The following is a 13344-nucleotide window of genomic DNA, read 5'->3' as shown; positions in this document are numbered from 1 at the left end:
TGCAGTGGCAGTTTGCGTGCTGTTCACTGCTCGTTCTGTCTGTTCAGGTTCTGAGCGGTGCTGCTCGGTACGTGCTCATCTTCAACCCGCTGGTGCCTTTTTGCCTGCTGGATTTGGGCTCAAATCCAGCTGCGTCAGAGCCTCGATTCAGACCAATACTGGGTTCATGGGTGAGTGCAGGAAAGGCGCGGTGGCGCCGGTTGTCTGACACGCTCACCCAGGGGTGAATCGTCGTCAGGAGACTCGGTATGGAACCCTCGTCACGTGACCGCATCAGCGTGGACCTGCATGGCCTCAAGGCCCCGCTGATGGAGCGAGCGCAGGCCGTCGGCCTCTCGCCTTCCCACCTGGTGCGCCAGGTGCTGGCCGACGCGCTGGGGCGTTCTGCGCTGCAGAACGCCGAGGCCTGCCGCACACCTGTCCAGACCGATCCAGCCGCCCGCACACGCCTGTGCCTGCGCATGCGGTCTGAGGACGCCGCAGCCACGCTTCAGGCCGCGAAGCGAGCGGGCATGGCCACCGGTGACTACGTGGCCGCTCTCGTGGCGGGTGTGCCGGTGGTCCTGGACGGAAGAGGGCACGCGCAGACCTTGCAGGCGCTCACCGCATCCACGGACGAGCTGGCCCACTTCGGTCACCGCCTCTACCAGCTGAATGCGTTGCTGCGCCGGGGAGATGTGGAGCCCATCCGTCCCTACATTGGCGTGCTCGAAGCTTTGTCCCGTGACGTGCGCCGCCACCTTGACCATGTCTCTTGCGCCCTGGCCGACCTGCAGCCACGTCGGCCCAGCGTTTCACCACCTGCCAGAAGAACCCATGCGGGCACCCGAAGGAGCCGACCATGAATACCTCCACCGGCGGCCGACGTGTTGCTTCGTCTGGCACTTCGTCCGTGCCTTCGACCCTGACCAGCGCTCCCCATGCGCCTGACCTCGACGGCATCCTCATCACCTGGGGCGACCGCCTGTTCTATCCGGGCAACCGCATCGTCCAGGTTAGGCCCCAGCCCAAGCTGGGCGCTTCGGGCGCGCAACAGCGTGCCAACGCCATCCGCAAACGCATCGAAGCCACCGTCGTGCGGCGCGCGCCTCAGGTCATGGTCAAAGTCACCGGGGGAGGGCGGAGCATGGCGGCCATTGCGGCGCACTTTCGCTACATCAGCAAAAACGGGCGGCTGGAAATCGAAGACCAGCGCGGGGAGACCCTGAAAGGCAAAGACAGCCTGCACCACCTGGCCGATGAGTGGCGCATGGGCGGCGCCCGTATCCCTGAGGACGCCGAGCCAGGCCAGCGGCGCGAGGCCTTCAACATCATGCTGTCGATGCCGCGAGGCACCGATCCGCTGATCGTGCAGCGCGCCGCGCGGGAGTTTGCGCGGGCCGAGCTGGCCGACCACAAATATGTGATGGTGCTGCACGACCACCAGGCCAACCCGCATGTGCACATCAGCGTGCGTGCCGTGTCCAGGCTGGGCAAGCGCCTCAATCCACGCAAGAACGACCTGCACCGCTGGCGCGAGACCTTCGCTGAAAAGTTGCGAGGCTATGGCGTCGAGGCCGAAGCCACACGGCAATCCACGCGCGGCCAGCATCGCCAGCCCGATCCGCTGTGGCGTTTGAAGGCCCAGGAAGATGGGCGCTTGCGCCGCGCGCCATCAACCAAACAAAGCGGACCGCAGAATCATCCGGCGAAGAAGGCGGCTGTCGATGCTTGGGTGCAAATCGGCTTGGCGTTGGCCCAATCGGGCGAAGCGACAGACCGGCAATTGGCAGGGCACATCGCCAGTTTTGTCAAAGGTATGACTGCCAGCCAGACAAATGAACAGCAACGAAAGCCAATGCAAATTGATCAGCAGGTGCCGCGTCCATCACTTCAACCCGACCCCGATCGACACCTCCAGCCAACAACCCCACTACCCCACATTGGTCCAGTTCGCTAGAAAAGGAATCTATGTGCAAGTTGGACCATTAATCTAATCATTTTGATGATATAAATAGTCCATGAAGCCGACTAATCCTTGCTTTTCAGTTCTAAACCTTCGAACCTCAGGTACGAAGGGCAACTGAAAGTGGTCACCACCCACGTCGAAAACCTAAGCCACGGTCAACGCGATCGCTTGGCCTATGTCGACTTCCGGCTCTTCTTTTTCGGAGAGATTGGTCGTCCTGATTTAAGCGGCCGTTTCGGAGTGGCTCCAGCGGGTGCAACGCGAGACCTCGCCCTGTACCGCGAGATCGCTCCTCAGAACATCGAGTTCGACGGTAGTAACAAGATCTACCGCATCGGCAAAAATTTCGCTCCTCTGTTTGAGCACGCCTCACAGCGTGTGCTGTCAGCCCTCGCTTTGGGGTTCGGGGATGGCGTCAATGGAGAGTCACACACCCTGGTGCCTTGCGAATCACCAGCCGTCTTGAGCATTCCTAAGATGGACGTGTTGGCTCCGATCTGCCGGGCCATCTACGCCAAGCGGCCAGTTGCCATCCGCTACCACTCAATGAGCAGAGGTGAGTCAGAACGGGTCATCGTCCCGTTCGCCCTTGTCGACACCGGTCTGCGTTGGCACGTCCGCGCCTTCGACCGCAAGAGCGGCGAGTTCCGCGACTTCGTCATCACCCGTATCGAAGCGCCAACGCTGCTCGACGAGGAGCCGCTGGCCAACGAGCGCCCGGACAACGACATCCAGTGGACGCGCATCGTTGAGCTGGACTTCGTGCCGCACCCGCGTCTTGAACGCCCCGAGATCATCAAGAGGGACTACGGGATGCAGGACGGCGCGATCCGGATGCGCGTGCGCGCAGCGGTGGCGGGCTACATGTTGCTGCGTTGGAGTGTGGACTGCTCGTCCGACCACCGCCTCAAAGAAGAACAGTACCGTCTCTGGCTCAGCGATCCGCTGGCCTTGTACGGAGTAGAGAACGCCAAGCTCGCGCCGGGGTATCAAGCCCCGGCCGCGAAAGCACCACGTAAATAGGAAGAGGCCCAATGGCACAGAACGACACCAACAAGAACGGCAACGGAGGAACTCTTGGCTTCGAGGCCGATATGTTCAAGGCCGCCGATAAGCTGCGCGGCAACATGGAGCCGTCCGACTACAAACACGTCGCGCTCGGGCTGATCTTCCTCAAGTACATCTCCGATGCCTTCGAGGCCAGGCACAAGGTGAATCGCCCCGGGTTTTGAGGAGGCTCTTTTCTCTGAGAGGATTGAGCCATGAGCAAGAAGTCGAACCAGTTTTCACCTGAGGTCCGCGAGCGTGCTGTTCGCATGGTGCGTGAGCACAGAGGCGAGTACCCCTCGCTGTGGGCCACCATCGAGTCCATCGCCCCCAAGATCGGCTGCGTGCCCCAGACCCTCAACGAATGGGTCAAGCGAGACCAGATCGATTCCGGCGTGCGCGACGGCATCACGACATCCGAACGTGAACAGATGAAGGCGCTGGAGCGCGAGGTCAAAGAGCTGCGCAAAGCCAACGAGATCCTGAAGCTGGCCAGCGCGTTTTTCGCCCAGGCGGAGCTCGACCGCCGTCTGAAGTCCTGAACAACTTCGTCGATCAGCATCGACAGGCCTACGGGGTCGAGTCGATCTGCAAAGTGCTGCAGATCGCCCCGTCAGGCTATTGGCGCCATGCTGCTCATCAGCGAAATCCCCAGCTGCGCTGCCCGCGCGCCCAGCGTGACGACACCCTGGTGCCGCACGTTGAGCGCGTCTGGCAAGCCAACATGCGGGTCTACGGCGCCGACAAGGTCTGGAAACAGATGAACCGGGAGGGAGTTGTCATTGCCCGCTGCACGGTTGAGCGGTTGATGAAGCGACTGGGCTTGCAGGGCGTGCGCCGGGGCAAGGTGGTGCGCACCACCCTCAGCGACATGAAGGCCCCTTGCCCGCTGGATCGGGTCAATCGGCAGTTCAAGGCCGAGCGGCCGAACCAGCTGTGGGTCTCGGACTTCACCTACGTTTCAACCTGGCAAGGCTGGCTGTACGTGGCCTTCGTGATCGATGTGTATGCCCGGCGCATCGTGGGCTGGCGGGTCAGTACCTCCATGCACACGGACTTCGTTCTGGATGCCCTGGAGCAGGCGCTGTATGCCCGGCAGCCCGAGCGTGATGGCGCATTGATTCACCATTCCGACAGGGGGTCGCAATACGTCAGCATTCGCTACAGCGAACGGCTGTCAGAGGCAGGCATCGAGCCCTCGGTGGGCAGCAAGGGCGACAGCTACGACAACGCTTTAGCCGAGACCATCAACGGTCTGTACAAGGCCGAGGTGATTCATCGCCGGTCATGGCCAACCCGTGAATCGGTGGAGCTGGCAACGCTGGAATGGGTGTCCTGGTTCAACCATCACCGGCTGCTCGGACCCATCGGATACATCCCTCCTGCAGAGGCTGAGGCAAACTACTACCGGCAACTCGCCAGTCAGTCCTCCATGGTGGCGGCCTGACTTAAACCAACCGGCCTCCACGAAACCCGGGGCGATTCACTGTGCATCTGGCGGGCTGGCTGGGGCAGTATGGTGAAGACACCGACGTGGTGTCACTGCTGCTCGGATGCTTCTTGTCCGCTGGCACCGCCCTGTGGCTCCGCTTTGTTGCTGGAGGGTGGGTTCGGGGATGGTCCAGTCTGCGCCGTTGATGGCTCGAACCCGACCGAAGACTCCAGGCTATTTCTGGCCACCTTGACGATCAGGGCAGTGATGTCACTGGCCATTGGTGGTTCGAGGTCCCAGTGGTGCCAGAACAGGTCCACCATCTCTCGCTCATCGGGGCAGACGTCCACGAGCTGTCCCGCTTCCACCAAGGGAGCCGCCTGCCAGCTGGGAATCAGGCCATAGCCAGCGCCCATGGCAACCCCTTCGAGCAAGGCGACGGGCGAGGGCAGGTAGTGTCTGGCGTATCGCTCAACGGCGAACCCAAAATGCCTTTTCAGGAAGTCGTCGTGCAGCGAGTCCTTGCGGTTGAACAACACCGCCGGCGTTGAGAGCACAGCGGGCACTGTGAGCCCGCTTGGAAAGTGCGTGGAGGCGAAGGCTGGCGTCGCATAGCAGCGGTATTCCATGGCGCCCAGGCATTCGGCTAAGAAGCCATCGGCGGGTTTGGCAGATGTCGAAATGCAGCCGATCACATCACCGCGAGCCAGCAGGGCAGAGGTGTGATCCTGATCGTCTGCGATCACCTCCAGGGCCACCAGCTTACCCATCAGTAGCTCCTTGAGCACTGCAGGAAACCAGGTGGCCAGGGAATCGGCATTCACCGCAATGGCCAGGGACACGGGTGCGTGTGGTTTTGCGGTAGGCGCGAGTTCTTGGAGCGCCGATCCTTCAAGGATGCGCAGCGCCTTCACATGGCGCATTAGCACCTCACCGGCATGCGTTGCCGCCACCGGCCGTTCACGCTTGACCAGTACCGTGGAAAGTGATTCTTCCAGCGCTTTGATGCGCTGGGAGACAGCGCCTCTCGTGATGCTGAGCACGCTGGCCGCACGATCAAAGCTTTGCTGCTCGACCACAGTGGCAAACGTTTCAAGCTGATCACGATCCAGCATATAGGGCGGCTCCGGCAGTGCCAGCGACGGCAGATCGCTGTCTGCATCCATTTAGCTGGGAGCTGCGAAATCCTGTCTAGATGGCGCGGGTATCGTGCGCGTCTCAATGGTTTCCAGTCGTTTCCGTCCGTCTGAGCTTCTTGGAACGAATGGTTGGCACGCGGCGTTTCACGAACCGAGGCTCATGGAGTTGCGTTCCCGATTTGTGGATGGTCCTTTCGATAGTCTCCACAAGGTGCCGCCCCTGAAAATTCGCCGCTCGCCGCCTTGCGAACCATAGCGCTGCTGGCGCAGACGCCAAGGCCTTTCGCGGCATAAACAGCTGCCTTCCCACCGCCGTTTCACTCTGGTGGGCCCCTTCCATTTATTCCACGGTGCCCAGGCGCTCGCGCCTAGACGCAGCGCTTTGGGTGTCGCACGGCGACCGACGAATGCGGGGCAGGGTGCAAACCTGAGCAGGCTCGATGACCGGGGGACGGATTCCCAATCCAGCTCCCTCGGAAATTGGGGCAGTGTTCCTTGGGATCAGACGACACGATTTGGTGGATCACTGGGCGGGCCATGGACCCACGAGCGATGAAACATCTTTTACGGTTGTTTGCCGTGTGGATTCAATCATCGGGTGCGATCTGTCAATCTTTGAACGTTTGTCGATTGCCGTTCGATTCTGGGCAGTGCCGGGGCCGAATGGGTGAGAAGAACAGCGGATCGGGTCTGTGAAGCATGAAGTGACTGGAGGTTGGTATGTGGCTGCTCGTTGCGCGTGAACCCCGGGCCAATGCACCGCAGTGGACTGGTCGACGATGGTTGGCGGTCTTCGATGCGGTGGCTTGGCCGCTGTTCTGGTTATTCCTTCTGGGCCAGATCGATGCGCCCGTCGGAATCGTCGGCCCCATAGTCGTTGCGATTGCGCTTCTGGTTTCAGCAGCGCGAATCCATCGCGCGGTGTGGGTCAATCATCGCTACTGGTTCACCACTTGGCGCTGGGGTCGCATTGCCGCCTCGCTGTTCGTGATAGGGATGGTGCTGAAGCTCGCGACGGGACAGGGAGCTTGACACTGATCGAGGCAGGTCAACTGTGTCACTGATGTACCCGTGGAGCAAAAAAATCGGTTGTCGGCATGAACCTTTACCCCATACCGCACTGGCCGGCGGCTTAAGACTGGTTGCAGACGGTCGCGCTCAAGGGCTTAGGGCAACGCTGAACAAGCGGTCGATCCAGCGACCCGTTGCCTCCTGATTGCGCCATGCGAGAAGCAAGGTCAAATCAAGTGGATTTCGTACCGTTTCAGGGCCATTTCGACCTTGTGCACGCGTTTGGCGTGCGCTGCAGACGCACTCATCCCATGAGGCGCTGACGCGCCAGGTAGATGTTGGCCAATCCCAGCGCCACGAACGAGCGCGTGGCGTTCTTGGCCAGCCCCCGGTAGCGCACCTTGGCAAAGCCCCACAGCCGCTTGACCACTGCAAAGACGTGTTCGACCCGCGCCCGGATTCTGGACTTGTTGCGGTTCTTCGAGCGTTCGGCTTCATCGACTTCACCGCCCTTGCGCACGCGCTGGTTGGTGAAGTCTTTGGCCTTGGGCGCCCTGGAAGCGATCAGCGTCTTCTGGCTAGCGTAGGCGCTGTCGCCGTACACGCGCTGCTCGTTGCCGTGCAGCAAATCGGGCAGCGGGTGTTTGTCGTGCATGTTGGCCGCTGTCACCACGGCGCTGTGCGCCAGCCCGCTGCGACTGTCCACGCCGATGTGCATCTTCATCCCGAAATACCACTGCTGACCCTTCTTGGTCTGGTGCATCTCGGGGTCACGTTGCTTGTCTGCGTTTTTGGTCGAGCTCGGTGCGCCGATGATGGTGGCGTCCACGATGGTGCCGGTACCGACCTTCATGCCCTGCGCCTGCAGCACCTCTCCCACTTTGGCAAACAAGGCCTCGCCCAGTTGGTGCGTCTCCAGCAAGCGGCGAAACTTCAGCAGCGTGGTCGCATCGGGCACGCGCTCGCGCCCGAGGTCTATGCCGACAAAGCGCCGCAGCGCGGTGCTGTCGAGTAGCGCATCCTCGCAGGCCTCATCGGCCAGGTTGAACCAGTGCTGCACGAAGTACATGCGCAGCATACGCTCGAGCCCGATCGGTGGACGCCCGTTGCCGGCCTTGGGGTAGTGAGGCTCGATCACCGCGCACAACGCCTGCCAGGGCACGATCTGCTGCATCGTGGCCAGGAAGGTATCGCGCCTGGTCGGCCTGCGGTAAGGCTCAAAACCTTCAGCTTGATCGGCGGCCATGGCAAGGGTTTGCTGTTTCATCTTCATCTGCCTGTTCGTCTGTACTGCAACGGTACAGGTAAACACCACGCTCGAGCAGTACTTAATCAGCGTTGCCTTAGATCGTCTCAAGTGAAATTACCGGTCGTCGGGTACGTAGCACCTCGAACGGCGGCAATACCTCCGTCACCAGTCGCAACCCTTTATCAAACGGGAGAGAAGCAAAAAGCTCGGATCCTCGGAAAAGGTTTGTCGAGACGAGTGGCGGCCACTGGAGGCCCGAGACATCACCTCTTGAGGCTGTCGCGGATCTCGCGCAACAACACCACATCTTCAGGCGTGGCCACGGGGGTGGGTGGTGCAGCCGGCGTCTCGCGCTTGAGCCGATTGACCTGCTTGATCATCAGGAAAATGATGAATGCCAGGATGATGAAGTTGATGGCCACCGTGATGAAGTTACCGTAGGCCAGCGTCGGCACGCCAGCAGTCTTGAGTGCAGCCAAAGTAGGAGCGGTGCCCTCCGGTACCTTGCCCAGTGCCACGTACAGATTGGTGAAGTCCAGGTTGCCAAAGATGGAGCCCACGATGGGCATGATGATGTCGTCCACCATCGAGGTAACGATCTTGCCGAAGGCTCCTCCAATGATCACGCCCACAGCCAGATCAATGACGTTGCCCTTGACTGCAAACTCCCTGAATTCTTGCATCATGCTCATGGCGCTCCCCTTATCGAATGGTGAAAAAACTGACCGCCTCAGCTTACCATGCAGCTTGTAGGCGTGAACAATTCTCACACGCGCAAGACAGGATGGTGGGTATTTTTCGAGAACCGACATCCCGGGTCTGAGGCGCTGACAGTCTCGAAAAAATGGACGCAGCACGTGATGGGGCGACTGATCCACTTCGGAGTACGGACATCGCATGGCACTTGCCTGCGAGTTGGGTTGACCGTTTAATGCAAATGGCAGTTCGGTCCAGTTGCCCTCGTGACGCTTTCTGAGGTCGTATTGCCAAAGCTTGCCGCCACGAGCGGTTAACGTGATGATGAATCAGCTCATCTGAACACGGAGAAAACCATGAACCTCACCGATATCCTTGCCCAAGCGGGCGGCTTGCAATCGGTCGCGCGCGACCTGGGCCTGAGTGAAGATCAGGCTGCTGCTGGTGCGGATGCATTGTTGCCTGCCATCTTGGGCGGAATGAAAAAGCAGGCTCAGGCCCAGCCGTCTGGTCTTGACGGATTGGGTGGGTTGCTGGGACAGCTCGGAGGCGGAGGTCTACTCGATCAAGTCCTCGGGGCACAACCCACAGACCCAAGTCAAGGGAACGAAGTATTGGGCCAGATTTTTGGCTCAAAGGATGTGAGTCGTGCAGTGGCTGACAACGCAGCTTCTCAGTCTGGCCTCGACTCCGGCGTGCTGCGAAAAATGTTGCCCTTGCTGGCGATGCTGGTCACCGGATACATGGCAAAGCAGGCTGGCAGTCCCGGGCAACAGCCTACCATGGGAGAAGGGTCGAGCGGGCTTGGAGGTCTGATGGGCAGCCTTGGTGGCTTGATTGGCGGTGCCAGTGCGGGGGCGGGCGCTGGCGGGCCTCCTGCACTGGGCGGTTTGAGCGGGATGCTGGACTTGAACGGCGACGGCAATGCCTTGGACGACATCCTGCGCATGGCGAGTAAAGCAAGAGGCTAGGCCCCCATCACTACGCCCAAAGTGCGCCGCCAATTGCAGCGATCCATAAGACTCTGGGGGGTCGATGACGCTGGCGAAGCGATAACGCTGAGTCACCTGCTACGCCAGACGGGTGCTTCGTACCGTTCCGATTGAAGCGTGTGGTTGTCGTCTTTTAGCCTTTGCCGCTTTCCTCAGAGTGTCTTGGTCGGTGCACCTGGTGCATTCGTTTTGACTGACGCTATGCCGCCTTCCATGGCCTCAGTGGAAGAATACATTTCGCTCCTGCCAATGGTCTGACCATTGCTTGCAACCAAGACGAAATACGGTTCGTTGCTTTTGGCAGCCTTGCGTTGATAGCGCTCGTCAAGAGGAGCGTTCTCCTTGACGGATGCGATACCAGCTTCCGCGCTTTCCTTGGTGGCGTATCGCTCGCTTGTCAGGATCACCTGGTGGTTTCCCGCCTTGAGGTTGAACATGAAATGTTCACCTGCCGCTTGCTTGAGTTCAAAGTAGCCCGCCATGTGTGATTCCTTTCAAGTTGGGTAATCAGTCTCTCATCAGATCGGAAAAAAGCAAAGTCTATTGTTCGCGCTGATCACCTTGAGCCCTGCCACGGCTCATCCAACCAAGCGAAATCGAGAAAAACACTCAGCGATAGCGCTTGGAAACTCCAGCTAGACCAGCCACACTCAGCAGGACTCGTACAGACAAGGGCTTTCTGCTTTAGCCGCAGGCCACGCATTTTTGATCGAATGTCAATGCCAGCGGGACACACGCCTCTGCGTAGTTTCAGCGGGAGATCTCGCAGTCGACAGCTGTGCGAATGCTTTTCATTTCATCTCAGTAGCTCGGCCATCCGTTGATGTTCGTCAACAAGGCGATTTTGAATCGTATTAACATTTAATCAAAGTGCAGTACTGCCAAGTGCACTCCCACCAATTTCGTCGATCGGCAAAGAAAGTGCAATCATCAGCCGGCTCCACTGAAGAAGCAGGGCGCCTTGAGATCCTCCAACAACTGGACGTGTCCTCAGCCGCGACCGACGCTGTCCTCGGACACATCGTCAACGCCGTGGCGAACGCATTGGGCGTGCCGATCTCGACGCTGACACAGGAGGATCCTGATCAGGAATGGCTGCATGCCTCGGTCGGCTTGGAGGGTACGGTGTGCTTGTCTAGAGATTACAGCTTCGCGGCCCGGACCCTTTCCGACGACGTGGTGTTTGAAGTCGACGACGCTCGCTCGGATGTACGCTTCTGTCAACATCCGTTTGTAGCCGGGCCACCCTTTGTTCGCTCGTTTGCAGTTTCACCGCTTTGGGTCAGGGGGCATCGAATTGGCGCCTTGTGCGTCATGGACACCGTGTCAAGGTGCATGTCGTCTTCAGAAAGATCGTTTCTCACGTCCATGGCGGCCAGCGCCAGCCGATTGCTTGAAGCACACCTCATCGAAGTGGAACGCGATCGCGCGTTGAAACTAGCTTGCGAGAGCGAGGAGCGGTTGCGTTTTGCGCTGGAGTCCGCAGGGATCGGTGATTGGGACATGAACCTGCAGACCAATGTTGCGCGGCGCTCCTTGATGCACGACCGTTGCTTTGGCTACGCGGATGCCGTTACTGACCTTGCCCCTGAAAAGTGGAGTTCTTAGTCCTTGTTGAAAATACCGACAAGGAGTCAAGGAATGACAGCAGCAAAGCAGGTGCGTGCGCAGTACACGCAGGAGTTCAAGTTGGAGGCGGTCCGTCAGGTGAGCGCCGGTCAGGCCATTGCTGTGGTGGCCAAGGTGTTGGGGATCCCCAAGGCCAGTCTGGGCAATTGGGTTCGCCAGGCAGCCAAAGGCGCGTTGAGCGGCGCTGGGGGCGATAACAAGGCCGTGGGGGTCTCGCCCGAGCAGATGGAGATAGCGCGTTTGCGAGCGGAAGTTGCGCGCCTGAGGATGGAGCGCGACATCGCAAAAAAAGCCGCGGCGTACTTCGCGCAGGACACGCTGCGAGGTACGCCTGGATTCACCAAATGAGGCAGCAGTACCCGGTGAGCGTCTCCTGCGGCGTGCTGGAGGTCAGCGCCAGCGGCTACTTCAACTGGCTGCGCCGCCCACAGGACATCGCTGGCAGGCCCGGCGGGCGCCACAGCGACGAAGCACTGCTGGCACACATCCGCGCCATCCACGCCGAGGTCAAGGGGGAATACGGCTGGCCTCGGATGCACAAGGAACTGCTGGCCAGGGGCATCCGGGTGGGCAAGGACAGGGTGCGCAAGTTGATGCAGCAGCACGGTATCCGTGCCAGAACCAAGCGCAAGTTTGTGGTCACCACCGACAGCCGCCACAGTCTGCCGGTGGCACCAGACCTGGTGCAGCGGCGCTTTACCCCCGAGGCACCCAACCAGCTGTGGAGTGGAGACATCACCTACATCGCCACCGACGAGGGCTGGCTGTACCTGGCTGCGGTCATCGACCTGTTCAGCCGTCAGGTGGTGGGCTGGAGCCTGCAGCCGCACATGCAGGCGGGCCTGGTCAAGGACGCGCTGGCCATGGCGTGGTGGCGGCGGCGCCCGCCGACTGGTCTGATATTCCACAGCGACAGGGGCAGCCAGTATTGCAGCGGCGAATTCCAGGATGCTTTGAAAGACTGGAAGATGCGTTCCTCGATGAGCAGGAAGGGCAACTGCTGGGACAACGCGCCGACCGAGAGCTTCTGGGGCCGCCTGAAAACGGCCAGCGTGCATGGGCACAAGTTCGCCACGCGAGAGCAGGCCAAACAGGCTGTGATGGACTGGATGGCTTTCTACAATCACCGCCGGCTTCATTCCTCGCTGGGCTACCTCAGCCCGATGCAGTTCGAGCAACGCTGGTACGAGGCACAGCGCAAAAAGGCCGCGTAATCGTCGGGCTAAGAGCTACACCAAACGAGGGCAAGGTCATACAGAGTGGGGGTACGACACCTTCCTGAATCACGTCCACGTCGATGATCGCGAGCGCGTCAACCAGCACTTTCAAACAGCGATGACAAGCTTCGGGTCGTACAACGTCGAGTTCAAATGTGTATGGCCCGACACCTCGACGCATTGGCTTTGGACTAAGGGTCGCTTTTATGCCGATGACCAAGGCCAGCCCTATCGCGTCGCCGGGATTCTGGTCGATGTCACACCACGCGTGCAAGCCGAGGCGCAGCGGGCATCCCTCGAATCTCAGGTGCGGGAAGCCCAAAAGCATGAAGCGATCGGCACGCTCGCAGGTGGAATCGCGCACGACTTCAACAACATCCTGGGAATCATCCTGGGCAACACCAAGCTCGCGGCGGGCGATGCGCTGTCGAATCCTTCTATTCAAATGTCGCTGAACGAAATCGAGAAAGCGGGATTGCGGGGCCGTGATTTGGTCCAGCAGATCCTCGCGTTCAGTCGTAAGCAACCCACCAATCGTGTGACGGTAAACCCCAAGCAACTGCTGGAGGACATGACGCGGTTGTTGCGTCCGCTCTTACCCGCTCAGGTCTCACTTGTGCTCGACTTGTACGATGACACGCCCTGCATCGACGCAGATCGAGTGCAAATCGATCAGGTGCTGATGAATCTGGTGACCAATGCAGCGCATGCCATGGCGTCGAGACCTGGCGAAATTCGCATTGAGGCGCGAGGCTGTCTTGCTTCCTGTCTCGCTACGGATCCGCAGATTCATAGAGAAGTGCCTTGCCTACTGATTTCGGTGATTGATAACGGCGTGGGGATGGACGACGAAACAAAACAGCACTTGTTTGAGCCGTTTTTCACGACCAAGCCGGTAGGTGAAGGGTAAGCGCTCTATTGACCACGCCCTTGCACTCGGATGCCCGTTGCGGCAATGAATGTTCTCTCGGCGTGGTGCGGTCT

At 60.0% G+C, this 13344-nt stretch carries 13 protein-coding genes, 1 pseudogene and 1 other annotated feature; of the genes and pseudogenes, 10 read left to right on the top strand and 4 right to left on the bottom strand.

Annotation, left to right across the window (positions count from 1 at the left end; genetic code table 11):
• Positions 1-248: 248 nt before the first annotated feature.
• The 5 genes and pseudogenes from AC4QBL_RS07865 (at position 249) to AC4QBL_RS07845 (ending at position 4442) form a co-directional block, all read left to right on the top strand.
• On the top strand, positions 249-845 hold the full coding sequence (locus AC4QBL_RS07865) for a hypothetical protein (RefSeq protein ID WP_472908421.1): 597 nt from the start codon (positions 249-251) through the stop codon (positions 843-845).
• Positions 842-1939: a relaxase/mobilization nuclease domain-containing protein gene (locus AC4QBL_RS07860; RefSeq protein WP_472908420.1), complete on the top strand. Its 1098-nt coding sequence runs from the start codon at positions 842-844 to the stop codon at positions 1937-1939. The genes AC4QBL_RS07865 and AC4QBL_RS07860 overlap by 4 nt, the downstream gene beginning before the upstream one ends.
• Before the next feature lie 129 nt (positions 1940-2068).
• Positions 2069-2971 carry a WYL domain-containing protein gene (locus tag AC4QBL_RS07855; protein WP_472908428.1) on the top strand — a complete coding sequence of 301 codons (903 nt, stop codon included), beginning with the start codon at positions 2069-2071 and terminating at the stop codon, positions 2969-2971.
• An 11-nt stretch (positions 2972-2982) separates the two neighbouring features.
• Positions 2983-3159, top strand: a pseudogene (locus tag AC4QBL_RS07850) (type I restriction-modification system subunit M N-terminal domain-containing protein); the annotation flags it as partial.
• 51 nt (positions 3160-3210) lie between these two features.
• Positions 3211-4442, top strand: a protein-coding gene (locus tag AC4QBL_RS07845) for an IS3 family transposase (protein ID WP_290729592.1) whose coding sequence is annotated in 2 segments (ribosomal slippage) — positions 3211-3496 and positions 3496-4442 — 1233 coding nt in all. Because the reading frame shifts where the segments join, the coding sequence is not laid out codon by codon here.
• Positions 3492-3608 (top strand) — a sequence feature (AL1L pseudoknot). Its footprint overlaps the gene before it by 117 nt.
• A 92-nt stretch (positions 4443-4534) precedes the next feature.
• Here AC4QBL_RS07845 and AC4QBL_RS07840 read toward each other — a convergent pair.
• On the bottom strand, positions 4535-5593 hold the full coding sequence (locus tag AC4QBL_RS07840; RefSeq protein WP_472908419.1) for an HTH-type transcriptional regulator ArgP: 1059 nt from the start codon (positions 5591-5593) through the stop codon (positions 4535-4537).
• 693 nt (positions 5594-6286) lie between these two features.
• Between AC4QBL_RS07840 and AC4QBL_RS07835 the strand changes: the two genes are divergently transcribed.
• Positions 6287-6598 (top strand): hypothetical protein, encoded by a 312-nt coding sequence (locus AC4QBL_RS07835; protein WP_472908418.1) that lies wholly within the window; start codon positions 6287-6289, stop codon positions 6596-6598.
• 283 nt (positions 6599-6881) lie between these two features.
• Here AC4QBL_RS07835 and AC4QBL_RS07830 read toward each other — a convergent pair whose 3' ends face one another.
• Both AC4QBL_RS07830 and mscL read right to left on the bottom strand, forming a co-directional pair.
• Positions 6882-7844, bottom strand: coding sequence for an IS5 family transposase (locus AC4QBL_RS07830; RefSeq protein ID WP_472900628.1), 963 nt, complete (start codon positions 7842-7844; stop codon positions 6882-6884).
• A gap of 245 nt (positions 7845-8089) precedes the next feature.
• A complete protein-coding gene (gene mscL, locus AC4QBL_RS07825) occupies positions 8090-8518 on the bottom strand; it encodes a large conductance mechanosensitive channel protein MscL (protein WP_472908464.1) in 429 nt (142 codons plus the stop codon).
• 360 nt (positions 8519-8878) lie between these two features.
• Between mscL and AC4QBL_RS07820 the strand changes: the two genes are divergently transcribed.
• Positions 8879-9493, top strand: coding sequence for a DUF937 domain-containing protein (locus AC4QBL_RS07820; RefSeq protein ID WP_472908463.1), 615 nt, complete (start codon positions 8879-8881; stop codon positions 9491-9493).
• A 173-nt stretch (positions 9494-9666) separates the two neighbouring features.
• Here the strand turns inward: AC4QBL_RS07820 and AC4QBL_RS07815 are convergent, their stop codons facing one another.
• A complete protein-coding gene (locus tag AC4QBL_RS07815; RefSeq protein WP_472908462.1) occupies positions 9667-9996 on the bottom strand; it encodes a YegP family protein in 330 nt (109 codons plus the stop codon).
• 403 nt (positions 9997-10399) lie between these two features.
• Here AC4QBL_RS07815 and AC4QBL_RS07810 point away from each other — a divergent pair, with 403 nt between their 5' ends.
• The 3 genes from AC4QBL_RS07810 to AC4QBL_RS07800 all read left to right on the top strand — a co-directional run bounded on the left by AC4QBL_RS07810 (position 10400) and on the right by AC4QBL_RS07800 (position 13270).
• Positions 10400-11122, top strand: a complete 723-nt coding sequence (locus AC4QBL_RS07810) for a GAF domain-containing protein (RefSeq protein WP_472908461.1) — start codon at positions 10400-10402, stop codon at positions 11120-11122.
• A 33-nt stretch (positions 11123-11155) separates the two neighbouring features.
• Positions 11156-12357 (top strand): IS3 family transposase gene (locus tag AC4QBL_RS07805; RefSeq protein WP_472903721.1). Its coding sequence is split into 2 segments (ribosomal slippage): positions 11156-11426 and positions 11426-12357, totalling 1203 coding nucleotides; the frame shifts between segments, so codons are not numbered across the junction.
• On the top strand, positions 12266-13270 hold the full coding sequence (locus AC4QBL_RS07800) for a PAS domain-containing protein (RefSeq protein WP_472908465.1): 1005 nt from the start codon (positions 12266-12268) through the stop codon (positions 13268-13270). Before AC4QBL_RS07805 ends, AC4QBL_RS07800 begins: the two co-directional genes overlap by 92 nt.
• Positions 13271-13344: the final 74 nt, after the last annotated feature.

This window comes from Hydrogenophaga sp. L99 (assembly GCF_058731905.1).
This window is presented reverse-complemented; position numbering and strand designations above follow the sequence as displayed.

Coding starts and splice junctions, on each gene's coding strand:
- AC4QBL_RS07865 (WP_472908421.1), top strand. CDS start 249: ATGGAACCCTCGTCACGTGACCGCATCAGCGTGGACCTGCATGGCCTC.
- AC4QBL_RS07840 (WP_472908419.1), bottom strand. CDS start 5,593: ATGGATGCAGACAGCGATCTGCCGTCGCTGGCACTGCCGGAGCCGCCC.
- AC4QBL_RS07860 (WP_472908420.1), top strand. CDS start 842: ATGAATACCTCCACCGGCGGCCGACGTGTTGCTTCGTCTGGCACTTCG.
- AC4QBL_RS07830 (WP_472900628.1), bottom strand. CDS start 7,844: ATGAAACAGCAAACCCTTGCCATGGCCGCCGATCAAGCTGAAGGTTTT.
- mscL (WP_472908464.1), bottom strand. CDS start 8,518: ATGAGCATGATGCAAGAATTCAGGGAGTTTGCAGTCAAGGGCAACGTC.
- AC4QBL_RS07815 (WP_472908462.1), bottom strand. CDS start 9,996: ATGGCGGGCTACTTTGAACTCAAGCAAGCGGCAGGTGAACATTTCATG.
- AC4QBL_RS07820 (WP_472908463.1), top strand. CDS start 8,879: ATGAACCTCACCGATATCCTTGCCCAAGCGGGCGGCTTGCAATCGGTC.
- AC4QBL_RS07835 (WP_472908418.1), top strand. CDS start 6,287: ATGTGGCTGCTCGTTGCGCGTGAACCCCGGGCCAATGCACCGCAGTGG.